Annotated in this window: 19 protein-coding genes; 10 read left to right on the plus strand and 9 right to left on the minus strand. The window is 72.7% G+C overall.

Translation table 11 applies throughout. The features are described from left to right. Positions 1–4 precede the first annotated feature (4 nt). The 4 genes from arfB to DQ239_RS20285 all read right to left on the minus strand — a co-directional run bounded on the left by arfB (position 5) and on the right by DQ239_RS20285 (position 2087). Positions 5–445 (minus strand): alternative ribosome rescue aminoacyl-tRNA hydrolase ArfB, encoded by a 441-nt coding sequence (gene arfB / locus DQ239_RS05100; protein ID WP_113833350.1) that lies wholly within the window; start codon positions 443–445, stop codon positions 5–7. A gap of 15 nt (positions 446–460) precedes the next feature. Then, positions 461–967, minus strand: coding sequence for a membrane protein insertion efficiency factor YidD (yidD, locus tag DQ239_RS05105; protein ID WP_113833351.1), 507 nt, complete (start codon positions 965–967; stop codon positions 461–463). A 6-nt stretch (positions 968–973) separates the two neighbouring features. Next, positions 974–1831 (minus strand): glucose 1-dehydrogenase, encoded by an 858-nt coding sequence (locus tag DQ239_RS05110; RefSeq protein ID WP_199582682.1) that lies wholly within the window; start codon positions 1829–1831, stop codon positions 974–976. A gap of 103 nt (positions 1832–1934) precedes the next feature. Further along, positions 1935–2087 (minus strand): hypothetical protein, encoded by a 153-nt coding sequence (locus DQ239_RS20285; protein WP_158544786.1) that lies wholly within the window; start codon positions 2085–2087, stop codon positions 1935–1937. Between the two features lie 165 nt (positions 2088–2252). On the opposite strand from DQ239_RS20285, the gene DQ239_RS05115 reads away from it, so the two are divergent. Beyond that, entirely contained in the window at positions 2253–4814 is a 2562-nt protein-coding gene (locus DQ239_RS05115) for a DEAD/DEAH box helicase (RefSeq protein WP_113833352.1), read from the plus strand. A 49-nt stretch (positions 4815–4863) separates the two neighbouring features. On the opposite strand, the gene DQ239_RS05120 is transcribed toward DQ239_RS05115, so the two are convergent. Then, a complete protein-coding gene (locus tag DQ239_RS05120; RefSeq protein ID WP_113833353.1) occupies positions 4864–5082 on the minus strand; it encodes a hypothetical protein in 219 nt (72 codons plus the stop codon). A gap of 189 nt (positions 5083–5271) precedes the next feature. Here DQ239_RS05120 and DQ239_RS05125 point away from each other — a divergent pair, with 189 nt between their 5' ends. Next, a complete protein-coding gene (locus DQ239_RS05125) occupies positions 5272–6132 on the plus strand; it encodes a DUF4349 domain-containing protein (protein WP_113833354.1) in 861 nt (286 codons plus the stop codon). A 34-nt stretch (positions 6133–6166) separates the two neighbouring features. On the opposite strand, the gene DQ239_RS20095 is transcribed toward DQ239_RS05125, so the two are convergent. Continuing rightward, a complete protein-coding gene (locus DQ239_RS20095; RefSeq protein ID WP_147252004.1) occupies positions 6167–7138 on the minus strand; it encodes a hypothetical protein in 972 nt (323 codons plus the stop codon). A gap of 753 nt (positions 7139–7891) precedes the next feature. Between DQ239_RS20095 and DQ239_RS05130 the strand changes: the two genes are divergently transcribed. Continuing rightward, positions 7892–8671 carry a sulfite exporter TauE/SafE family protein gene (locus DQ239_RS05130; protein WP_113833355.1) on the plus strand — a complete coding sequence of 260 codons (780 nt, stop codon included), beginning with the start codon at positions 7892–7894 and terminating at the stop codon, positions 8669–8671. After that, positions 8668–9429, plus strand: coding sequence for a sulfite exporter TauE/SafE family protein (locus tag DQ239_RS05135; RefSeq protein ID WP_113833356.1), 762 nt, complete (start codon positions 8668–8670; stop codon positions 9427–9429). The genes DQ239_RS05130 and DQ239_RS05135 overlap by 4 nt, the downstream gene beginning before the upstream one ends. Positions 9430–9499: 70 nt before the next feature. Here the strand turns inward: DQ239_RS05135 and DQ239_RS05140 are convergent, their stop codons facing one another. Next, positions 9500–10108, minus strand: coding sequence for a hypothetical protein (locus tag DQ239_RS05140; protein WP_113833357.1), 609 nt, complete (start codon positions 10106–10108; stop codon positions 9500–9502). A 775-nt stretch (positions 10109–10883) separates the two neighbouring features. On the opposite strand from DQ239_RS05140, the gene sbnA reads away from it, so the two are divergent. The 6 genes from sbnA to DQ239_RS05170 are packed head-to-tail and all read left to right on the plus strand — an operon-like array spanning position 10884 to position 20066. After that, on the plus strand, positions 10884–11909 hold the full coding sequence (gene sbnA / locus DQ239_RS05145; RefSeq protein WP_113833725.1) for a 2,3-diaminopropionate biosynthesis protein SbnA: 1026 nt from the start codon (positions 10884–10886) through the stop codon (positions 11907–11909). A 7-nt stretch (positions 11910–11916) separates the two neighbouring features. Then, positions 11917–14826, plus strand: coding sequence for a Pls/PosA family non-ribosomal peptide synthetase (locus DQ239_RS05150; protein ID WP_199582685.1), 2910 nt, complete (start codon positions 11917–11919; stop codon positions 14824–14826). A 14-nt stretch (positions 14827–14840) separates the two neighbouring features. Beyond that, a complete protein-coding gene (locus DQ239_RS05155; protein WP_113833358.1) occupies positions 14841–17309 on the plus strand; it encodes a non-ribosomal peptide synthetase in 2469 nt (822 codons plus the stop codon). Between the two features lie 2 nt (positions 17310–17311). Beyond that, complete coding sequence (locus DQ239_RS05160) at positions 17312–18298, plus strand: TauD/TfdA family dioxygenase (RefSeq protein ID WP_113833359.1); 987 nt, start codon at positions 17312–17314, stop codon at positions 18296–18298. After that, on the plus strand, positions 18295–19326 hold the full coding sequence (sbnB, locus tag DQ239_RS05165) for a 2,3-diaminopropionate biosynthesis protein SbnB (protein ID WP_113833360.1): 1032 nt from the start codon (positions 18295–18297) through the stop codon (positions 19324–19326). The genes DQ239_RS05160 and sbnB overlap by 4 nt, the downstream gene beginning before the upstream one ends. Further along, positions 19323–20066: a 4'-phosphopantetheinyl transferase superfamily protein gene (locus tag DQ239_RS05170; protein WP_113833361.1), complete on the plus strand. Its 744-nt coding sequence runs from the start codon at positions 19323–19325 to the stop codon at positions 20064–20066. The genes sbnB and DQ239_RS05170 overlap by 4 nt, the downstream gene beginning before the upstream one ends. Here DQ239_RS05170 and DQ239_RS05175 read toward each other — a convergent pair. Together DQ239_RS05175 and DQ239_RS05180 are read right to left on the minus strand one after the other, a co-directional pair. Continuing rightward, the gene (locus DQ239_RS05175; RefSeq protein ID WP_113833362.1) at positions 20038–21708 is read right to left on the minus strand and encodes an alpha-amylase family protein; all 1671 of its coding nucleotides are present in this window, start codon (positions 21706–21708) and stop codon (positions 20038–20040) included. The two genes, DQ239_RS05170 and DQ239_RS05175, sit on opposite strands and share 29 nt — an antisense overlap. Beyond that, positions 21705–22691: a TIGR03885 family FMN-dependent LLM class oxidoreductase gene (locus DQ239_RS05180; RefSeq protein ID WP_113833363.1), complete on the minus strand. Its 987-nt coding sequence runs from the start codon at positions 22689–22691 to the stop codon at positions 21705–21707. Before DQ239_RS05180 ends, DQ239_RS05175 begins: the two co-directional genes overlap by 4 nt. Positions 22692–22706: the final 15 nt, after the last annotated feature.

Consider the following 22706-nt stretch of genomic DNA (forward strand, 5'->3'; position numbering starts at 1 on the left):
CAGCTCAGTCCCAGGTTCGGCGCTGCTTCTTGAGCTGCCCGCGCTGCTTCTTGGCCTCGATGCGGCGCTCCGTCGAGCCGCGGGTCGGCTTGGTGCGGCGGCGGGCCGGTGGCGGCGGCGCCAGCGCGGCCCGGAGGACGGCGGCCATCCGCTCGCGCGCGGCCTGCCGGTTGCGCAGCTGCTGGCGGTGCTCGCTGGCGGCGACGGTGAGGACGCCGTCGACGAGCCGGCCGCTCAGGCGGTGCGCCAGCCGGACCCGCTGGGGATCGGTGAGCCCCGGCAGGTCCGCGGGCGTGACCGACAGCTCGACGCGCGAGTCGGCGGTGTTGACCCCCTGCCCGCCCGGGCCCGACGAGCGGGAGAACCGCCAGCTCAGCGCGGCCGCGGGGACGACAACGGAGCCGGTGACCGCCAGGTCACCGGCTCCGTTGTCGACGGCAGGCACGCGCCCAGTCTGACCTCAGTCGGGCACCGGATCGGCACCGCCCGTCGCGCCCGGCCGGCAGCGCACCAGCCGGCGGGCGGTGAGCCAGCTGCCGCGGCGGGCGCCGTGCCGCTCGAGGGCCTCGACGGCGTAGGCCGAGCAGGTCGGCTCGTAGACGCAGCAGGGTGCCCGCTTCGGGCTGATCTCCCGCTGGTAGACGCGGACGGCGGCGGCCAGGCGCTCGGCGAGCCGGCTCCCCCGCTCCCCCGTGCCGGCCCGGCGGACGGCGCGGGCGGTCGACGGCGCCAGCAGGAACGCGTCGCCGCCGCAGCCGATCGCGTTGGCCAGGCAGCAGCCGGTGTTGAGGAACAGCAGGTCGCGCAGGCAGGTGTCGTTGCGCCGTCCGTAGCCGTAGCCGGGCCCGTACCCGTAACCCCCCGGCGGACCGTAGCCCCGGCCGTAGCCCGGCCCGCCGTAGCCGCCGTAGCCGCGGTGGGGACGACGGCGCCGGGGACCCCAGCCGCTGCTCCAGATGAAGACCACGGCGGGTTACAGGATCGGCTTGCCGCCGGTGACCGCGATGCGCGCCCCCGACACGTAGGAGGCCTCGTCGCTGGCCAGCAGCACGTAGACCGGGGCGAGCTCGGCCGGCTGCCCGGCCCGGCCCAGCGGCACCTGCTGGCCGAAGCTCTCCACCTTCTCCTCCGGCATGGTGGCCGGGATCAGCGGCGTCCAGATCGGCCCGGGCGCGACGCTGTTGGCCCGGATGCCCTTCTCCGCGAGCATCTGCGCGAGCGAGGCGGTGAAGTTCGCGATGCCGGCCTTGGTCATCGCGTAGGCGATGAGGTTCGGGCTGGGGTTGTCGGAGTTGACCGACGACGAGTTGATGATCGACGCGCCGGGCTGCATGTGCGGGACGGCGTCCTTGGTGAGCGTGAACATCGCCGAGAGGTTGGTGGCGACGGTGAAGTCCCACTCCTCGTCGGAGATTTCCTCGAGCGAGTCGTGGCTCATCTGGTAGGCGGCGTTGTTCACCAGGATGTCCACCCGGCCAAAGGCCTCGACCGCCTTGGGGATGATCGTCTTGCAGTGCGCGCGGTCGGAGATGTCGCCGGGGACAAGAACGCACGTGCGCCCGGCCTGCTCGACGTATTTCGCGGTGTCCTGCGCGTCCTCGTGCTCGTTCAGGTAGGAGATGAGGACGTCGGCGCCCTCGCGGGCGAAGGCGATCGCGACGGCGCGGCCGATGCCGCTGTCGCCGCCGGTGATGACGGCCTTCTTGCCGGCGAGCCGGCCGGAGCCCTGGTAGCTCTCCTCGCCGTGGTCGGGCTTGGGGTCCATCGCGCCGAGCGTCCCCGGCGGGGTCTGCTGCTGGGCGGGCTGGCTCTCGGGACGGGGCGATGACACGGGGGGTCCTCCGGTACAGGGCGGGCGCTGTGCGGTCCTGACCTCTGCTGGCCCGGCCGCTCGCCGCCTGCCTACCCGCGCCGCCCCGCGCGGAACCCGCGCCTCAGGCGGCGCGGGCCAGGGTGGTCGTCGCGGCAGCGAGGGTGGCCGGCGCGGGGGCGGACACGGGCAGCTCCCAGCGCATCTCCAGCCGACGCCGTCCCGACTCGTCGAGGACGGGCACCCACCGGCACTCCGGGCACTCGGGGCTGCGCATGACGGGCCACCTCTCGTTCACCTGCTGTTCACCTTGCGGATGCCCAGTGTGCACCATGCGCGCGCGCCACACGCGTCGTTACCGGATCGTCACCCCATCGGGGTGAGGTCGCCCCGGCCGGGGTCGGCGGGAAGGGAACAGCCGTCAGGCACGCTGGTCCTCCTGATGACCACGACTGTCGCCCCTCCCCTGCTCGACGACCCGGCCGACCTGACCGCGCTCCGCGCGCGCGGCGCCGACCCCGACGAGCTGTTCGCCGACTTCACCGCCTGGGCCGAGGCCGGCGGCACGACGCTCTACCCGGCGCAGGAGGAGGCGCTGATCGAGCTGGTCAGCGGCGCGAACGTGGTCCTCGCGACGCCGACGGGGTCGGGCAAGTCGCTCGTGGCCACCGGCGCGCAGTACGCGGCGCTGGCCGCCGGGCGGCGCAGCTACTACACCGCGCCGATCAAGGCGCTGGTCAGCGAGAAGTTCTTCGCCCTCTGCGGGATCTTCGGCGCGGCCAACGTCGGCATGCTGACCGGCGACGCGTCGGTGAACGCCGGGGCGCCGATCATCGCCTGCACCGCGGAGATCCTGGCCAACGTCGCGCTCCGCGAGGGCGGCGGGCCGGACGGGGTGGGCGACGCCCTCGTCGTCATGGACGAGTTCCACTTCTACGGCGACCCCGACCGCGGCTGGGCCTGGCAGGTGCCGCTGCTCGAGCTGTCGGAGGCCCAGTTCCTGCTCATGAGCGCCACGCTGGGCGACGTCACGTCGCTGCGCGAGGACCTCACCCGCCGGACGGGCCGGCCCACCGCGCTGGTCGCCAACGCCGAGCGCCCCGTCCCGCTGCACCACTACTACGCGACGACGCCGATGCACGAGACCATCCAGGAGCTGCTGGACACCCGGCAGGCGCCGATCTACGTCGTCCACTTCACCCAGGCCTCGGCGCTGGAGCGCGCGCAGGCGCTGATGAGCGTCAACGTCTGCACGAAGGAGGAGAAGGCCGCGATCGCCGACATGATCGGCGGGTTCCGGTTCACCTCGAGCTTCGGGACGACGCTCTCGCGCCTGGTCCGGCACGGCATCGGCGTCCACCACGCTGGCATGCTGCCCAAGTACCGGCGGCTGGTGGAGCAGCTGGCCCAGGCCGGCCTGCTCAAGGTCATCTGCGGCACCGACACCCTCGGGGTCGGCATCAACGTGCCCATCCGCACCGTCGTCTTCTCGGCGCTGTCGAAGTACGACGGCGTCCGCATGCGGCTGCTCCAGGTGCGCGAGTTCCACCAGATCGCCGGCCGGGCGGGGCGCGCCGGCTACGACACCGCGGGCACCGTCGTCGTCCAGGCGCCGGAGCACGAGGTGGAGAACCTCAAGCAGTTCGCCAAGGTCGCCGACGACCCGAAGAAGCGCCGCAAGCTCGTCCGCAAGAAGGTGCCCGACGGCATGGTGCCGTGGAGCGAGGCGACGATGAACCGGCTGGTCGAGGGCGAGCCGGAGAAGCTGACCAGCAACATGCGGGTGTCGACGGCGATGATCCTGGACGTCGTCGACCGCCCCGGTGACCCGTTCGCGGCGATGCGCCGGCTGCTCACCGACAACCACGAGCCGCGCAAGAAGCAGCTGAAGCTCATCCGCGACGCGATCGGCATCGCGCGCTCGCTGCTGCAGGCCGGCGTCCTGGAGCGGCTGCCCGAGCCGGAGCCCGACGGCCGGCGCTACGACCTGACGCTGGACCTGCCGCCGGACTTCGCGCTCAACCAGCCGCTGTCGACCTTCGCGCTGGCCGCCATCGACCTGCTCGACCCAGGGTCCGACACCTACGCCCTCGACGTCGTCAGCGTCATCGAGGCGACCCTCGACGACCCGCGCCAGATCCTCGCCGCGCAGCTGAACAAGGCCAAGGGCGAGGCCGTCGCGCAGATGAAGGCCGAGGGCATCGAGTACGACGAGCGGATGGAGCTGCTCGAGGAGGTCACGTACCCCAAGCCGCTGGAGGAGCTCCTCGACGCCGCGTTCGAGGTGTACGTGCGCACCAACCCGTGGGCCGCCGACGCGCACCTGTCGCCGAAGGCCGTCGTCCGCGAGATGTGGGAGCGGGCGTTCACCTTCCGGGAGTTCGTGAACACCTACGGGCTCACGCGCTCGGAAGGCGCGGTGCTGCGCTATCTGTCGGACGCGTACAAGGCGCTGCGGTCCGGTGTGCCCGCGGACGCCCGCACCGAGGAGGTCACCGACCTGGTCGAGTGGCTGGGCGAGCTCGTGCGCCAGGTGGACTCGTCACTGCTGGACGAGTGGGAGGCGCTCACCCACCCGGACGACGGCGGTCCGGTGGCCGAGGTCGCCGTCCCCGCCCGCCCGCGTCCGCTCACCGGCAACGAGCGCGCGTTCACCGCGATGGTGCGCAACGCGCTGTTCCGCCGGGTGGAGCTGTGGGCCCGCCGCCGGTGGTACGACCTCGGCGAGCTGGACGCCGGCTCGGGCTGGACGGCCGAGCGCTGGGAGACCGTCGTGCGCGGCTACTTCGAGGAGCACGCCGAGGTGCGCACCGGCGGGGACGCTCGCGGCCCGGCGATGCTGATCTGGGACAAGTCGGAGCCGGGCGTCTGGCGGGTGCGGCAGATCGTCGACGACCCCGAGGGCGACCACGACTGGGGCTTCGACGTCGAGGTGGACCTGGAGGCCTCCGACGAGGAGGGCTCCGCGGTGATCCGCCTGGTCGACGCCGGCCGCAAGGACTAACGCTTAGCGGCGCTCGTCCAGGGCCTCCGTCGTCCCGGCACCCGGGTTGTCAGCGGAGGAGGTCGTCCGAGACATCGGAGACGATCGCCTTGAAGGTGCGGGTGTCCACCTCGTCGTCGACGGTGACGCGGACGATGTCGGCGATCTGCTGCTCCGAGGCGGGCTTCGCGGCGCTCGCGCGGGCGGCGGCCACCGCGTGCAGGTAGCGGACCCGCTCGGGAACGGCGGAACGGGGGGCGGAGGAGGGTTCGACGCGCTGGGGGTGCATGCCTCGACGGTAGGACGATCCGGGCCGGTGTGACGGGAAACACCGCCGGGCGACGGGGACCGGTCCGTCCCGCGGAGCCGCCGCGACCCGGGCGCCCCAGCCGTACCAGCCTCGTGATCGCCGCTCCGCCGCGTCACGATCGGGCATCGATCGTGGTCCACGCCACAGGTGAGGTCCTACGGTCCCGCCATGAGGAGCCTTCTCACCAGGGCGGTCGCGCTCACGGCGGTGGTGCTCGTCGTCGGGTGCTCCGGGCCGTCGGACGGCGAGTCGACCGGTGCGGACGGCGGCGGCGCAGGCGCCGTGGCCGACGAGGGCGGTGCAGCCGGCGACGACGACGGTGCCGCGGCCGACGCCGACCGGCAGGTGGTCACGAACGCCGCCACCACCCTGGCCGTGGGCGATCCGGCCGAGGGCGCCCAGCGGGTGAGCGAGCTGGTGGAGTCCGTCGGCGGCCGGGTCGACGAGCGGACCGAGCAGACCGCGACCGGCGACGACACGGGCGCCTCCGCCGACCTCGTGGTCCGGGTACCGGCGGACGCGCTGACCGACCTGCTCGCCGACCTGGCGGAACTCGGCGAGGTGGCCAGCGTGTCGGTCAACCGCTCGGACGTGACCGGCCAGGCCGTCGACCTGGACGCCCGGATCTCGGCGCTGCAGACCTCGGTGGCCCGGCTGCAGACCCTGCTCGACCAGGCCCCCACCACCGACGCCCTGCTGGCCGCCGAGGGTGCGCTGTCCGGCCGGCAGGAGCAGCTGGAGTCGCTGCAGTCCCAGCGGGCTCTCCTGGCCGACCAAGTGGAGCTGTCCACGCTGCGGGTCCACCTGGAGCGGCCCGGGGTGGCGCCGCCGGGTGGTCCGGACGGCTTCGTCGACGCGCTCGGCACCGGGTGGAACGCCCTCGTTTCAGCGGCAGGCGCGGCTGTCGTCGTCCTCGGCGTCCTGCTGCCGTGGCTGCTCGTGGCGGCCGTGATCGGCTCAACTGTGCTAGTCACGCTCCGCCGCGCTCAGGGGCGGGCCGTCGCTGAGCCGCCGATCCAAGCTCCGTAGGCGACGCCAGTCGCAATTGCGACCATTTCATCGACTAGGCACCTGCGATCAAGGCAGCCGCCGCGCCAGCTGCACCACCGACGAGGGTCGCCGCACTGAGTACCGCAATCTCGAGCTCCTTAGCGCGACCACCCTCTAGAAGTGCAACCACCTGCTTGGCGTTCTCTAGATACGCAGGGAACTCCTCCGCTGCCACCAATTCCAGATTATCGCGAAACGCTCGAACCTCATCTGTCGCATACGCTCCAGAGATCAGGGAACGAGCGAACTCACGATCATGCACTACCGCGAGTTCCGCACTTAATACTCGCAACCCAAGTTCGCGAGCGAGACGGCCGGTCCCGAACAGGCGGGAAAGCGCAGACCGCAGACCCTGTGCACGGTGAGCTCGGATGAGCTCCTGTGTTGCGTCGCCAACCTGAGTCGCACGGTAGAGTCGGCGGTTCCTGTAGCGCGTCAAAGTGTAGAAAACGCCGAGCTCGTGAGAAAGTTCAAGGTGCAGATTAGAAAGGCCGTTGAGCTCAGAGCCATACCTGTTGGAATCGTAGGTGAACAGGGAAATCTTTTCCTCGCCCGGAGTGCGGGTATGCGAGAAGCCGCCGTTGGCACCCGCATCTAATGCACAATCAGCGTGAAACGGAGACGGACCCAACATGGTCGGCCGCGTTTCAGCGTCGCTTCCGAATTGGCGCTTTAGAAACTCGCGCACCACTATGACTGCGACGTCTCCCGCAGGCTCTTCGATTTGGTCGAGGCAGACGATCATGGTACTCGGCCCGGCCGCCGAGTAGATTGTCCGTACGAGGAAGTTCTCGCCACAATCTCGCGCTCGCCAAGGGATCAAGTCTTTTCGGAGTCGGGCGGGAACTCTCAGCCTAAATTCGACGAAACCAGAAATAGGTTGAGGTGAGAATCGAAGAGGCGCGAACGTAAGGTCGAAGGGGTCATCCTCGTCCTGCAGCGGCCCTCCATTGAAGTAGCGAGCCTCGACCTTGACGTCGTCCACCGAAGGCAGGCCATTCAAACCTGCCTCGACGACCTTAGGCCACGATAGCTCCGGAGGGTCGACCGACTCAGCCAGTTCGAAGCTAAGGCAACCGATACCAAAGTGGCGCACAGATCCTCCGCAACTCGATGGGACTAACTGGAGAGCAAGCTGCAAATTTTGCAGACGACGAGCCACCCCCAGTACCGGATCTTGATGACGCGACAGGCCGATGCAGGCCCACCGTTCGTCTGCGATCGACACAGGCAGGTTAGTCGCCAGCCCAGACCTCTGCGCATGTACTGTTGGACGGAGGGCAGGCAGCAAACCGCCCGGCCTCAGACGCTTCGACGCGTCTCCGACCACACCCCGCCGGGCCTTGTCAGGCCGACCGGGTCGGGAATCTCCTTCAAGCCGCGCATGGGTTTCAGCAGCACCGGGTCCTCGTAGTCCGCCGGGCACTTCCGCTTGAACCAGCCGACTCAGTGATCCGCACTGATGCCCCGGCCGAAAGTACGGAGCCGTGGACGACCCCGGCCGGAGTGTAGGTATTCACCGAGGCCAGTTCCTCGGTGAATGCCATCGGCGTCATGCGCTCGGCGGTGGGCAATTGCTCCATTGCGGCCTCGCGCGTTCTGTCAGACGCCAACCGGCCGGTGCCGGCAGTGTTGGCCTGAGTCCGCGAGGCCGCGTCGCCCGAGGGTCGGCGTGACCAGACAAACAGGCATGTTCCCCCGTGCTCCCCCGCCGTGCGAGGCTCGCCGGGATGGGCGCATGAGCGGGTGGGAGACGGTCGCGGTCCTCGCGGCGGGGCTGGCGGCCGGAGGCATCAACGCCGTCGTCGGCTCGGGGACGCTGGTCTCCTTCCCCGTCCTGCTCGCCGTCGGCCTCCCGCCGGTGCCGGCCACCGTCAGCAACTCCCTCGGCCTCATCGCCGGCAACGCCTCGGGGGCCTTCGGCTACCGCCGCGAGCTGCGCGGCCAGGGCCGTCGGCTGCTCGCCCTGCTGCCGGCGTCGATCCTCGGCGGGCTGACCGGCGCCTTCCTCCTGCTCCACCTGCCCGCGTCTACGTTCGAGGCGGTCGTCCCGGGGCTCGTCGGCCTGGCCGTGGTGCTCGTCGCGGTCCAGCCCCTGGTGCAGCGGGCTCTGCAGCACCGGCGCTCCGCCGACGACGTCGAGCAGCACGTCGGCCCGGGCCGCACGGCCGCCCTCTTCGGCGGCGCCTACCTGACCGGCACGTACGGCGGATACTTCGCGGCCAGCCAGGGCGTGCTGCAGATCGGCATCTTCGGCCTGCTGCTGCGCGAGTCGCTGCAGCGGCTCAACGCGCTGAAGAACGTCCTCACCCTCGCGGTGAACACCGTCGCGGCAGGCACCTACGTCGTCGTCGCGACCGACCGGGTGGACTGGGCCGCGGCCGGCCTCCTCGCGGCCGGTTCGCTCGTCGGCGGCGCCGTGAGCTCCCGCTACGGCCGGCGGCTCCCCGAACCAGTGCTGCGGACGGCGATCGTCGTCCTCGGCCTGATCGCGATCGGGGTACTGCTGCGCCGATGAGTTCCCTCGAGTTCGCCTTCCTCGTACTCGCCGGCATCGGCGCGGGCCTCACCGGCAGCATCGCCGGCCTCGCCTCGCTCGTCAGCTACCCGGCGCTGCTGGCCACCGGCATCCCGCCGGTGACCGCGAACGTCACCAACACCGTGGCGCTGGTGCTCAACGCGGTGGGCTCGGTGAGCGCCTCCCGCCCCGAGCTGCGTGGTCAGGGCCGTCGGCTGCGGCCGCTGCTGGTCGCCGCCCTCCTCGGTGGCGCCACGGGCATGGCCCTGTTGCTGCTCACGCCGACCGAGGCGTTCGAGCGCATCGTCCCGTGGCTGATCGGCGGCGCCTCGGCGGCCATCCTCGTCCAGCGCCCGCCGCGCGAACTGGCGGCCGACGGCGCCCAGCAGCCGGTGCGGGATCCCCGATGGCTGCCGCTGGGCACGTTCGCGGTCGCGATCTACGGGGGCTACTTCGGTGCTGCCGCCGGCGTGCTCCTCCTCGCCATGTACCTGCTGGCCACGCACGAGGGCCTCCCCCGCGGCAACGCGATGAAGAACGTCGTCCTCGGGACGGCCAACGCCGTCGCGGCGGTCGGTTTCGTCGTGCTCACCGACGTCGCGTGGTCGGCGGCGCTGCCGCTGGCCTTGGGGTTCCTGATCGGAGGACGGCTCGGACCCCGCATCGTGCGGCGCGCTCCGCAGGGCGTCCTGCGCGCGGTCATCGCCGTCGCCGGGCTAGGGCTCGCCGTCCACCTGGGCATCCAGGCCTACTCCTAGACGCGAGTGCGCGCCCCGCCACTTCCCGGACCGGGCCGGGAGGTGGCGGGGCGCGCAGCGGGTGGAGCGGTCAGCCGCGGCCGACGTAGGCGGCGAGCACCAGGACGACGATGCTGCCCAGCAGGAGCAGCCGCGCCGGGGTCAGGCCGTTGACCAGCCCGGCGGTCGCCTCGACCCACTGGGGGCGGACGGCGGCGTCACGGGCCCGCTGCCGCACGATGCGCACCTCGTCGGCCAGCAGCGTGACGGCAGTACCGAGCATCCCGAGCCCGAGCACCACGAACACCACCGACAGCCGCTCGTCGTAGCTCTCCGCCGTGCCACCCAGGACCGACGCGGCGATCCCGCCGAGCACCAGGCCGAGCAGGCCGCCGGCGACCGGCGCCCACGGCCCCATGACGGTCAGCGGCCCACGACGCGGCATCCGCGGAGCGGGGCGCACGGTGACGGGGGCGGTCGCGTGCGCGCTCGTCGGCTCCTGGTCGGGAGCCACCCCGGCGGCCGGCGGTACCGGGTCGGCGGCCGGCGCCGGGGACGGCGTCACGGCCGGCGACACCGCCGTCGACGGGCCCGACGTGGTCGCCCTCGCCTTGGGTGCGGCGGCCGCGCCGGCGGGACGGACCACCGGGATCTCGGCGGTACCGGGGCCGGTGGACGTGCTTCCGTTGCGTTCACTCATCGATTGATCACCTCACGGCCACGCTAGGCGCACCCGTCGCACGAGCTGAGCAGGCCACCCCGGCGACCCGATGACGCTGCGTGATGCCGCGCCGCTCACGGCCTCGACGATCGGGCATGGACCAGCGGCGGCGAGGGCCCCGTCGATGATCCAGCGGCCCGGGACGTCCCGGTCGACCACCGCCCACCGGTCGTATGTCGAACGGCCTAGGGGGACCCGCCGTCGTGACGCTCGGTAGGCAAGCCCGTGCTGAACTGCCCGTACACCGCCGAAATCCGATCGCCCGCTCACTCTGCGCAACGGTGGTCGGCGCGTCGTCGGTGTGACGGACGGTTTCGAGGCGAACCCGTCCCGAGGAGCGCGAACTACTTGCACTTCGCAGGATCGCGATGCCATGTTCCGCCCTCCGGCGACGCTCCTCCGCCGCCGGAGCCGAGTCGCCCGGAAGGCGGCCTTCGGCGAGCGAATGGGGCCGACGATGCATTCCTCAGAGGCGGTGCGGCGCTCCCCGAGCGCCCGCACATCCCCCTGCCGGTCGGCCGCCGCAGCCGCGGGTCACCCCTCAGCGTGGGCGCGCGGGACGCGCGCCCACCGACCCGGGCCCACCACGGGGTGCACCGCGACCCGCCGGCCCGGCCGGCCCGATCCCTGGTGCGATCTCCTGATCAGACAGGACACCTCCCATGCATGCTGAGCTGCCCGTAGATCCAGCTGAGCGGTCGTGGCGCCACGGCGCCACCTGTCCGGAACCCAGGCACCCGAGGGGGTGCCGACGATGACCGTGATCAGCGTTCCTCACGCCTTCGACGAGGAAGAGCTGTACGTCGACCTGAGGTCGATGTTCGACCACCCGCTGTACCTCAAGTGCGAGGGCTTCAACTTCGCCGGGTCCATCAAGCTCAAGGCGGCCACGGAGATGGTCGAGGCCGCCGAGCGCGACGGTGTGCTGCACGAGGACTCGACCATCATCGAATCCTCGTCGGGGAACCTCGGGGTCGCGCTCAGCATGCTGGCGGCGAGCAAGCACTACCGCTTCCTGTGCGTCACCGACTCCCGGTGCAACCTGCCGACCCGGCGGCTGATGGAGGCGCTGGGCAGCCAGGTCCACATCGTCACCGAGCCCGATCCGGTCGAGGGCCTGCTCGGTGCCCGGCTCGCCTACGTGCGGGCGGTGTGCCGGTCCGACGACCGGTACGTCTGGCTCAACCAGTACAGCAATCCGGGCAACTGGCAGGCCCACGCCCGGCGGACGGCGCCGGCGATCGCCGCGCACTTCCCCGACCTCGACGTGCTGTTCGTGGGGGCCGGCACCACGGGCACGCTGATGGGCTGCGCCCGCTTCTTCCGGGCCTGGCACCGGCCGGTGCGCGTCGTGGCGGTGGACGCGGTCGGCTCGGTGACCTTCGGCCAGACGCCGCAACGGCGGCTCATCCCCGGCCTCGGCACGAGCATCCGGCCACCCCTGCTCGACGAGTCCTACATCGACGACGTGGTGCACGTCGCGGAGTCCGACACGATCCGGGCCTGCCACCGGCTGGCCCGCCACGGCTTCCTCTTCGGTGGCTCGACGGGCACCGTCGTCAGCGGGGCGATGACCTGGCTCGACCGGCACGACGCGCACGACCTCACCGCGGTCGCCATCGCCCCGGACCTCGGCGAGCGCTACCTGGACACCGTCTACCAGACGCACTGGGTGGAGGAGATCTTCGGCGGCGACCTGCTGGCCGATCCCGCGTCCGGGGACCCGGCCGCCGGGGGCAGGGTCCACGCCGCCGGCGGCGGCCCCACCCTGGTCACCTGAGGCCGGCATGTCACTCGACGAGCTGCTGCCGGCCGACCTGGACCGACCGCGTGAACCGGCGCCCGAGCGCGCGCGGGACACTCCCACCGCGTCCGAGAGCGGCTACGCCGAGGTGCTCGCCGCCGTCCTGGGCGTGGACCGGGTGCCGGTGGACAGCCACTTCTTCGACGACCTCGGCGCCGACTCGATGCTCATGGCCCGCTTCTGCGCCCGGGTCAGGAAGCGGGACGACCTGCCGTCGGTCTCGATGACCGACGTCTACCAGCACCCGACCGCGCGCCGCCTCGGCCGCGCACACACCGAGGTCCTCCCCTCGCCCGTCGCCGACGGCTACGCGGAGGTGCTGGCCGCGGTGCTGAAGGTGGACCGGGTGCCGGTGGACAGCCACTTCTTCGACGACCTGGGCGCCGACTCGATGCTCATGGCCCGCTTCTGCGCCCGGGTCAGGAAGCGCGAGGACCTGCCGTCGGTCTCGATGACCGACGTCTACCAGCACCCCACCACCGGCGGGCTGGCGCTGGCCCTGGCGCCCGTGCTCGTCCCGCCGCGCGACGCGACCCCTCCGCCCATCCCTGTGGAGCGGCCCTCCCCCACCCCCCGCGGGCCCGCGCCTCCCTCGCCGACAGCGGACCCGCCGCAGGAACCGGTCGGCACGCTCTCGTTCGTCCTCTGCGGGACGCTGCAGCTCCTCGCCTTCCTGCTCTACGCCTACGCGACGTCGGTCGTCGCCGTGCGCGGATCGGAGTGGATCTCCTCCGGGCCCGGCCTGGTCTCGGACTACCTGCGGGCCGTGATCTTCGGCGGCGCCGCGTTCCTGGGCGTCTGCGTGTTCCCGATCGTGGCCAAGTGGGTGCTCGTCGGCCGGTGCACGCCGCGGGACATCCGGGTCTGGAGCCTCACCTACGTCCGGTTCTGGCTGGCGAAGACCCTGATGCGGCTCAACCCGCTCGTGCTGCTCTTCGGCGGCTCTCCGCTGTACGTCCTCTACCTGAGAGCCCTGGGCGCGCACGTCGGCCGCGGCGTGGCGGTGTTCTCCCGGCAGGTCCCGGCCTGCCCCGACCTGCTGACCGTCGGCGACGGCACGGTCATCTGCAAGGACGCCCTCATCAGCTGCTACCGCGCCCGCGACGGGGTCATCCGGACCGGGCGGGTGACCCTGGGCAGCAACGTGTTCGTCAGCGAGGCCACCGTCCTCGACATCGACACCGCGATGGGCGACGGCGCCCAGCTGGGCCACCGGTCCTCGCTGCACAGCGGCCAGGCCGTCCCTGCCGGGCAGCGCTGGCACGGTTCACCCGGTCGCCCCACCTCGACCGACTTCCTCGCGATCGGCCCGGCGCCGTGCGGCAGGGTGCGCCGCGCCGGCTACAGCGTCGCGCAGCTGCTCACCGCGCTACTGGTGACCGTGCCGCTGTCCGTGGGGGGCCTCGGCCTGCTGCTGGTGGCGTTCCCGCAGCTCGAGGAACTGATCGCGTCGGGCGACCTCCGGATCGACGACGGGCTGCTCTACGTCGAGGCCCTGGTGGCCTCCTTCGTGCTGTTGTTCGGCACGCTGGCTGTCGGCCTGCTGTTCGTGACGACCGTCCCACGCGTGCTGCACCGCGCGATCACCCCGGGGCGGGTCTATCCCCTCTACGGCGTCCACTACTCGATCCACCGCGGCGTCGCCCGGGTGACCAACGTCAAGCCGCTGACCAAGCTGTTCGGCGACAGCTCCTACATCGTCCCGTACCTGGCCTGGCTGGGATACCGGCTGCGGCCGGTCGTCCAGACGGGGTCGAACTTCGGCACCGGGGTGAAGCACGAGAGCCCGTACCTCAGCACGGTCGGCAGCGGGACGATGGTCGCCGACGGGCTCTCCCTGATGAACGCCGACTACACGAGCACGTCGTTCCGCCTGTCCCGGGCCAGGGTGGGGGCGCACAACTTCCTCGGCAACGCCATCGCGTTCCCCTCGGGTGCGCGGACCGGCGACGACTGCCTCCTGGCCACCAAGGTCATGGTCCCCACCGACGGGCCGCTGCGCGAGGGTGTCGGCCTGCTGGGATCGCCGAGCTTCGAGATCCCCCGGTCGGTCTACCGGGATGCCGCCTTCGGCGACGTGACGGGCGGCGCGGAGGTGCGCAGCCGGCTCCGCGCCAAGAACCGGCACAACCGGCACACGATCGCCCTGTTCCTGCTCGTCCGCTGGATCGACGTCTTCGCGGTCACCCTGCTCGGTCTGATCGGGGCGTCGTGGTACTCGACCTACGGCGCGTGGGCGGTGGCCGCCTCCGTCGTCGCCGGTGTCGTCTTCCAGGTGTTCTACACGGCGCTCGTCGAGCGGGCCTCGACCGGTTTCCGGCGGCTGCAGCCCCAGTTCTGCTCCATCCACGACATCGCCTTCTGGCGGCACGAGCGCTACTGGAAGCTCGTCTCGCGGCCCGACCTGCTCAACGGGACGCCGTTCAAGCCGCTGCTGTGGCGCCTGCTCGGTGTCCGGATCGGCCGGCGGGTGTTCGACGACGGGTGCGGCATGCCCGAGCGCACGCTGGTCACGGTGGGCGACTTCTGCACGCTCAACGCCGGCAGCACGATCCAGTGCCATTCCCAGGAGGACGGCGGCTTCAAGTCCGACCACATCACCATCGGCTCGGGCGTCACGGTGGGCGTCGGCTCCTGGGTGCACTACGGCGTGACCATGGGCGACCACTCGGAGCTCGCGCCGGACTCCTTCCTGATGAAGGGCGAAGAGGTCCCGGCGGGCGCGCGGTGGGGCGGGAACCCGGCCGGTGAGCTCCACCCGGAACTCCTCGCCGTGGCCGCACCCCGCGACCACCGGACGGCGGCGGCGCTGCCCGGTGGCCGGCATCGTGCCGGCGGGCCACGCGCCACCCGTGCCGCGGCGCGGGCGACCGCCGGACCCGGGAAGCGCTGAGAGGGGGCGGGCCGATGGACACGGCAGTCGATCCCGGCCGCACGTTCTGGACGCAGGTGCTGGCCGCGGGAGGGGTCACGACTCTTCCCCGGTGGGCGCGGGCGCCGGTTCCCGGGGTGGGGGTCGTCACCCGGACGGTCCCCGCCGACGTCACGACGGCGCTGCGACGGCGCGCCGGTGAACTCGCCGTGCCCCTGACCACCCTCGCCCTGGCCGCGCACGCCGTCGTCCTCGCGCGGCTCTCCGGGGACCGCGAGGTGACGACGGGGTACTCCCCCGGCCCCGGCGGCCGGCCGCTGCCGTGCCGGCTGACCACGGAACCGGCGTCGTGGGGGGACCTGGTGACGACGGTCGCCGACGCCGAGGCGTCGCTGCTGGCGCATCGGGACGTCCCCGTCGAGGAGCTCGCCCGGGAGCTGGGGCTGGCCGGCCCGTCGTTCGAGACGGTCTTCGCCCCCGGCGGCGACGTCGACCCCCTGCCCGCCGGGGCCGTGCTGGGCGTCGCAGTGGACGACGGCGAGGGCGGGCTGACGCTGACCGTCCGCCACCGCACCGACCTCGTCGACGCCGAGTTCGCCGCCCGCACGGCCGGCTACCACCTCGCGGCGCTCACCGCGCTCGCGGCGGACCCGGACGCCGACCCCGCCGGTCAGGACCTGCTCAGCGCCGAGGAGCGCCGTGTCCAGCTGGAGGACCTCGCCGGCCGGCCGCGCGCGCTGCCCGACGCGCGGGTCCACGAGCTGGTCGAGCAGCGGGCGTCCGCGCACCCCGACGCGATCGCAGCGGTGCACCGGGGCCGGCAGTGGACCTACGGCGAGCTGGACGCACGCGCCAACCGGCTGGCGCACGCGCTGCGCGCCCGGGGGCTGGACCGCGAGGACGTCGTCGGGGTGGTCCTCGAGCGCGACCTCGACTGGCTGGCCGCCGTCCTGGCCGTGTTCAAGGCCGGTGGGGTGTACCTGCCGATCGAGCCGCACTTCCCGGCCGACCGGATCGCGACCACGCTCTCCCGCGCGGGCTGCCGGCTGGTGCTCACCGAGGCGGGCAGCACCGGCACGCTGGACCCGGCCATCGAGCGGCTCGCCGGGGTGGAGCGGGTGCTGGTCGACGACGCCTGGGCGGAGGGCCACGCGGAGCACGGCCTCGGCATCGCCGTCGCGCCGGACCAGCTGGCCTACATCTACTTCACCTCCGGCTCCACGGGCGAGCCCAAGGGCGCGATGTGCGAGCACGCCGGGCTGGTCAACCACCTGTTCGCCAAGATCGACGACCTGGAGATCGGTCCCGGGCAGGTGGTCGCCCAGACCGCTCCGCAGTGCTTTGACATCTCGCTCTGGCAGCTGGTGTCCGCGCTCCTGGTCGGTGGCCGGACGGTGCTCGTGGAGCAGCAGGTGGTCCTCGACGTCGAGCGGTTCGTCGACACCCTCGTCGACTCCCGCGTCACCGTCCTCCAGGTCGTGCCCTCCTACCTGGACGTGGTGCTCGCCTACCTGGAGGCGCACCCCCGCCCGCTGCCCGACCTGCGCTACGTGTCCGTGACGGGTGAGGCGGTGAAGAAGGAGCTCGTCCAGCGCTGGTTCACCGCGCAGCCCGGCATCCGGCTGGTCAACGCCTATGGCCTGACGGAGACCTCCGACGACACCAACCACGAGGTCTTGGACCGGGTGCCCGACCACGACCGGGTGCCCCTCGGCCGGCCGATCAGCAACGTGCGGGTCCTCGTCGTCGACGAGCAGCTGGCGCCGGTGCCGCTCGGCGCGCCCGGGGAGATCGTCTTCTCCGGCGTCTGCGTGGGCCGGGGCTACGTCAACGACCCCGAGCGCACCCGCGCGGCGTTCCCGCCCGACCCGTACTCCCCCGGCGGGCGCCTCTACCGCAGCGGCGACCACGGACGCTGGCTCCCGGACGGGAAGCTGGAGTTCCTCGGCCGGCGGGACACCCAGGTCAAGGTCTCCGGCTTCCGGATCGAGATCGGCGAGGTGGAGAACACCCTGCTGCGGGTGCCCGGGGTCCGGGACGGCGCCGTCGTCGTCGCCGGGGCGGCCGGGGCGGCGCAGTACCTGGTCGCGTTCTACACCGCTGCCGGGCCGGTCGACGACCAGGAGCTCCGCGATCGGCTGTCCGCGTCGCTGCCCGCGTATATGGTGCCCACGGCCTTCCACTGGCGGCGGGCCCTGCCGCTGACGGCGAACAGCAAGATCGACCGCCGCGCGCTCACCGCGCTCGCCGCGACCCTCGCGGTCGAGGAGCAGCGCGCCGCCCCCCGGACGCCGGCCGAGGTCCGCCTCGCGTCGGCGTGGGCCGCGGTCCTCGGCATCCCCGCGGACCGGATCGGCCGCCAGGACTCGTTCTTCGACCTGGGCGGCACGTCGCTGTCGGCGGTCAAGCTCGCCGTTGCCCTCCACCGCGCCGTCACGCCCACGGACGTGGCCGGTCACCCCGTGCTGGCCGACCTCGCCGCACTTCTCACCGGAAGGCCCTGACCATGCCGTCCTCGTCCTCGTCCCTGCTCGACGTCGACCTGCTGCCGGGCCGACCACCCGTGCTGCGGGTGGCCGACGCCGGGGATCCCGCCGGCTGGGCCGACCGGCACCGGGAGGCGGTGCGTGCGCTCGTCGCCGAGCACGGCTCCCTGCTCGTGCGGGGTCTCGGGCTGCGCGACGCCGTCGAGACCGGTGCGGTGTTCTCCCGGCTGGCCGACGTGCTGGTCGCCGAGCGGGAGGCCTTCGCCCCGCGGGAGGTGGTCGCCGACGGCGTGCACTCCTCGACGCCGTGGCCGGCCGCCCAGGCGATGTGCATGCACCACGAGCTCAGCTACCTGCGCGACGTCCCGGGCCTGCTCCTCCTCGCCTGCCTGACCCCGCCCACCGACGGCGGGTCGACCGGGCTGGCCGACGGCGCGGCGGTGCTCGAGGCCCTGCCCCCGGACCTCGTGGCGCGCTTCGAGCGGGAGGGCTGGTTGCTGGTGCGCACGTACAACGACGAGATCGGCGCGTCGTGGACCGAGGCGTTCGGCACCAGCGACCGGGCGGCCGTCGAGTTCTACTGCCGGGCGCAGGACATCGCATTCGCCTGGCAGCCCGACGGCGGCCTCCGCACCTCCCAGCGCCGTCCGGCCGTCGTCCGGCACCCGGTCACCGGCCGGCGCGGCTGGTTCAACCAGGTCGCCTTCTTCAGCGAGTGGACGCTGGACCCGGAGGTGCGCGAGTACCTGGTCGACGTCCACGGCGAGGACGGACTGCCGTTCACCACCCGCTTCGGCGACGGCGCGCCCATCGGCGAGGACGTCGTCGCGCTGCTCAACGAGGTGTATCCCGCGCACACGGTGCGCGAGCCCTGGCAGACGGGTGACCTGATGCTGGTCGACAACATCCGGACCGCGCACGACCGGGAGCCCTACACCGGTCAGCGCGAGGTGCTGGTGGGCCTCGGCGACCCGGTGCGGCCGGCCGACGGCGGGGTCACGCGATGAGCACCGGGCCCGTCGCCGTCCCACCCTTCGCCGTGGTCCCCGGCGCCCAGGTGCAGGAGGTGCTGCTCGGCCGGGAGAAGGAGCTCGTCGCACTGGTGGAGGCCACCTACCGGCTGCACGGCAGCGGCGACTCGGTCAACCCGCCGTCCTACTTCCTCCGGTTCCCCGACCGCCCGACCGCCCGCATCATCGCGCTGCCGGCATCGATCGGCGGCCCGATCCGGGTCGACGGGCTGAAGTGGATCTCCAGCTTCCCGGAGAACGTGGCCGCCGGGATCCCGCGCGCGTCGGCGGTGCTCATCCTCAACGAGCACGACACGGGCTACCCGTTCGCCTGCCTGGAGAGCTCGGTCATCAGCGCCACCCGGACGGCGGCGTCGGCCGCGGCGGCGGCCGACTGGCTGACCCGCTCGCGGTCGCTGCCGGTGCGGGTCGGGTTCGTCGGCCTGGGCCTGATCGCCCGGTACGTGCACACCTTCCTCGCCGGCACCGGCTGGACCTTCGACGAGATCAACGTGCACGACCTGTCCCCTGGGAGCGTGGCCGGCTTCACCGGCTACCTGGACGGCGGCGGCGGCCGGGTCACCGTGCACGACTCCGCGGAGGCGGTGGTCCGCGCGAGCGACCTGGTCGTCTTCGCGACGGTGGCGGGATCGCCGTACGTGCACGACGCCTCGGCGTTCGCGCACTCGCCCGTGGTCCTGCACGTGTCGTTGCGCGACCTGGCCCCGGAGATCCTGCTGGACGCGGTCAACGTGGTCGACGACGTGGAGCACTGCCTCAAGGCGCAGACCTCGCCGCACCTGGCCGAGCAGCAGTCCGGCTCCCGGGCCTTCATCACCGGCACCCTGGACGACGTCATGACCGGCCGGGTCGGCATCCCCCCGGACCGGACGGTGGTGTTCTCCCCCTTCGGGCTGGGTGTGCTCGACCTCGCCGTCGGCACGTTCGTCTACGACGAGCTGGCCCGCCGGGGCGAGCTGCGCGTGATCGACGGCTTCTTCTCCGAGCTCCGCCGGCACGGATGACCGCCGCGGTCCCTCCGCTGGTCGGCTGCCAGCTCTGGTGGGCCCGGACGACGGACGTCGGCCCGGAGCACGACGCGCTGCTGGACGAGGACGAGCTCCGGCGGCGCGCGCGGCTGCGGACCGCCGGCGACCGGCAGCGCGCCACGACGGGCATGGCGCTGGCCCGGGTGCTGCTCGGCATCCACGCCGGCCGCCCGGGCGGGCGGCTCCGCGTCGACCGGACCTGCCCCCGCTGCGGGGAACCGCACGGCAAGCCGCGCCTGCCGGACGTCCCGGACCTCCACCACTCCGTCGCGCACTCCGGCGGGTGGGTCGCGGTGGCCGTCCGCCGGGGAGCCCCGGTGGGGGTCGACGTCGAAGGGGTCGGTTCCTGGACCGCCGCCGAGCTGCACGACCTCGCGCTGGTCGTGCTGGCGCCGGAGGAGAGGGCGGTGCTGGCGGGCACGCCGGCCGCCGCACGCGCCGCCGCCTTCGCCACGTACTGGACGCGGAAGGAGGCGGTGGTCAAGGCCACCGGCGCGGGCCTCCTCGCGCCGCTGGACGAGCTCGTGGTCTCGCCGCCGTCGGCTCCTCCGCGCGTTCTGCGGTGGCCCGGATCGGGAGCGGCGCCGCCCATCCTGCACGCGGTGGACCCGCCCGCCGGCTGTGCGGCCGCGCTGGCGCTGGCCGGCCCGGCCGCCGACGTCGTCGTGGCGGACGCGGGTCCCGTGCTCAGACGAGCCGTCGGCTGTCCTGGCTGACCACGCGCAGCCACCGGTAGCCGTAGCCCTCCAGCTGCAGCTGCGCGCTCCCGTCGTCGGACAGCGTCGTGCTGCCCGGCTGCAGGAGGTCGACCAGGCGGTGCTCGGGGCCGCAGTCCTCCAGTGTCAGCGGCACGGTGCGGGGCTCGGGCCCGAGGTTGTGCAGGGCGACGAGCGCGCCGTCGTCCCAGGCGCACAGGTGGGCCAGCACCTCCCGGTGCGGCTGGTCGAGCACCCGGAAGGCGCCCCAGCCGAGCTCGGGGGACTCGCGGTAGCGGCGGATCAGCAGCTTCATGAACGACAGCAGCGAGCCGGGGTCGTTGCGCTGGTCGGCGACGTTGACGTGCTCCGGGGCGAACCCGCCGCTCACGACGGGCCCGGGCAGCCTGCTGGGCGGCGCGGGCGAGAACCCGCCGTTGCGCCCCGAGGTCCACTGCATCGGGGTGCGGACGGCGAGCCGGCCCTCGGCGTCGAGGTCCTCCCCCATCCCGATCTCCTCGCCGTAGAACAGCACCGGCGTGCCGGGCAGCGAGAACAGCAGGCTGTAGACCATGCGCACCCGGCGCGGGTCGCCGTCCAGCATCGGCGGCAGCCGGCGGCGCAGCCCGCGGCCGTAGACCTGCATGCGCTCCTCGGGGCCGAACGCGGCGAACACCTCGGCCCGCTCGTCGTCGGACAGCTTGTCCAGGGTCAGCTCGTCGTGGTTGCGGACGAAGGTGCCCCACTGCGAGTCCGGGTGCAGGGCGGGGCGGCTCTCCAGCGCGGTGACCAGCGGCCCGGCGTCGGTCCGCGCCATCGCCAGGTAGAGCGCCTGCATGCCGATGAAGTCGAACTGCATCGTCAGCTCGTCGCCGTCGGGACCGCCGAAGAACTCCAGCTGCTGCTCGAAGGGCAGGTTGACCTCGCCCAGCAGCACGCCGTCCCCGGTCCGGCGGCCGACCAGCTGCCGGAGCGCGCGGAGGTACTGGTGCGGATCGGGGAACGCGCCGTCGTCGGCACCCTGCGTCTCGAGGAAGAACGGGACGGCGTCCACCCGGAAGCCGTCGAGGCCCAGCTGCAGCCAGAAGCCCATGATCGTGGCGACCTCGTCGCGCACCCGTGGGTTGGTGACGTCCAGGTCGGGCTGCTCCTTGTAGAACCGGTGCAGGTACCACTCCCCCGTCGGCTCCGACAGCGTCCAGATGCTGTCCTCCTGGTCGGGGAAGACGACCTGGTCGGAGGTGTCCGGCGGCGGGTCGGAGCGCCAGACGTAGAAGTCGCGGAACGGCGAGTCCTTCGACGACTCCGCCGAGCGGAACCACGGGTGCCTCCGGGAGGTGTGGTTGACGACCAGGTCGGCGATCACCCGCATGCCGCGGTCCTTCGCCGTCCGGATCACCTCGACCAGGTCGCCGTGCGTGCCCAGCCGGGGGTCGACGCCGTAGAAGTCGGTGATGTCGTAGCCGTCGTCCCGCTCGGCGGTCGGGTAGAAGGGCATGAGCCACAGGCAGGTGACGCCCAGGTCGGCGAGGTGGTCGATCCGCTGGGCCAGCCCCGCGAAGTCGCCGATGCCGTCCCCGTCCCAGTCCAGGTAGGTCTCGACGTCGAGGCAGTAGACGACGGCGTTCTTCCACCAGAGGTCCGCGGTGTCGGTGATCCTCACCGCGCGACCGCCGGCGCCGGGGCGGTCACGCCCAGCTGCGGCAGCACGTGCTCGCCGAAGGCGTCGAGGAAGGGCCGCTGCTCCTTGCCGACGTGGTGCAGGTAGACGTCGTCGAAGCCCAGGTCGAGGTACTCCTGCAGCCACGCGGTGTGCTGCGCCAGGTCCGCGGAGACGCGGACGGCGTCGGTCACGCCGTCGGGCCGGACGTGCGCGCTGGCCTGCTCGAAGGCCTCCGGGCCGTCCAGGTCCCAGCACAACGGCGGCGGGAAGACGTTGCTGCGCCACTGGTCGTGCGCGAGGGCGAGCGCGCGCTCGGGGTCCGAGTCCCAGGCGACGTGCACCTGGATGATCAGCCGGCCCTGCCCGCCGGCGTCCCGGTAGGCGGCGATCATCTCGCGCAGATGGTCGTGCGGCTGGTTGATGGTGACCAGCCCGTCGGCCCACTCCGCGTGCCGGCGCGCCGTCGCCACGGTCACCGCCGGCCCGATCAGGGCGGGAGGCTGCTCGGGCAGCGTCCAGATCCGCGCGCGGTCGACGGTGACCAGGCCGTCGTGGGTGACCTCCTCGCCGGCGAGCAGCGCACGGATGACGTCGACGCACTCGCGCAGCCGGGCGTCCCGCACGTCTTTCCGGGGCCAGGGATCGCCGGTGACGTGCTCGTTCATCGCCTCGCCGCTGCCCAGGGCCACCCAGAACCGGCCGGGGAACATGGCGCCGAGGGTGGCGGCGGCCTGGGCGACGATCACCGGGTGGTAGCGCTGGCCCGGCGCGTTCACCGCCCCGAACGGCAGCGACGTCGTCGCCATGGCCGCGCCCAGCCAGGACCAGGCGAACCCCGACTCGCCCTGCCGCGGGTTCCAGGGCGCCAGGTGGTCGGAGCACATCGCGGCGGTGAAGCCCACCGTCTCGGCGTGCTGCACCGCGCGCAGCAGCTCGGCCGGGTGCACCTGCTCGTGGGAGTTGTGGAATCCGATGACCGGCATGGGCCATGCCTACCG

It is taken from the genome of Blastococcus sp. TF02-09, from assembly GCF_003319105.1.
Classification (GTDB): Bacteria; Actinomycetota; Actinomycetes; order Mycobacteriales; family Geodermatophilaceae; genus Blastococcus.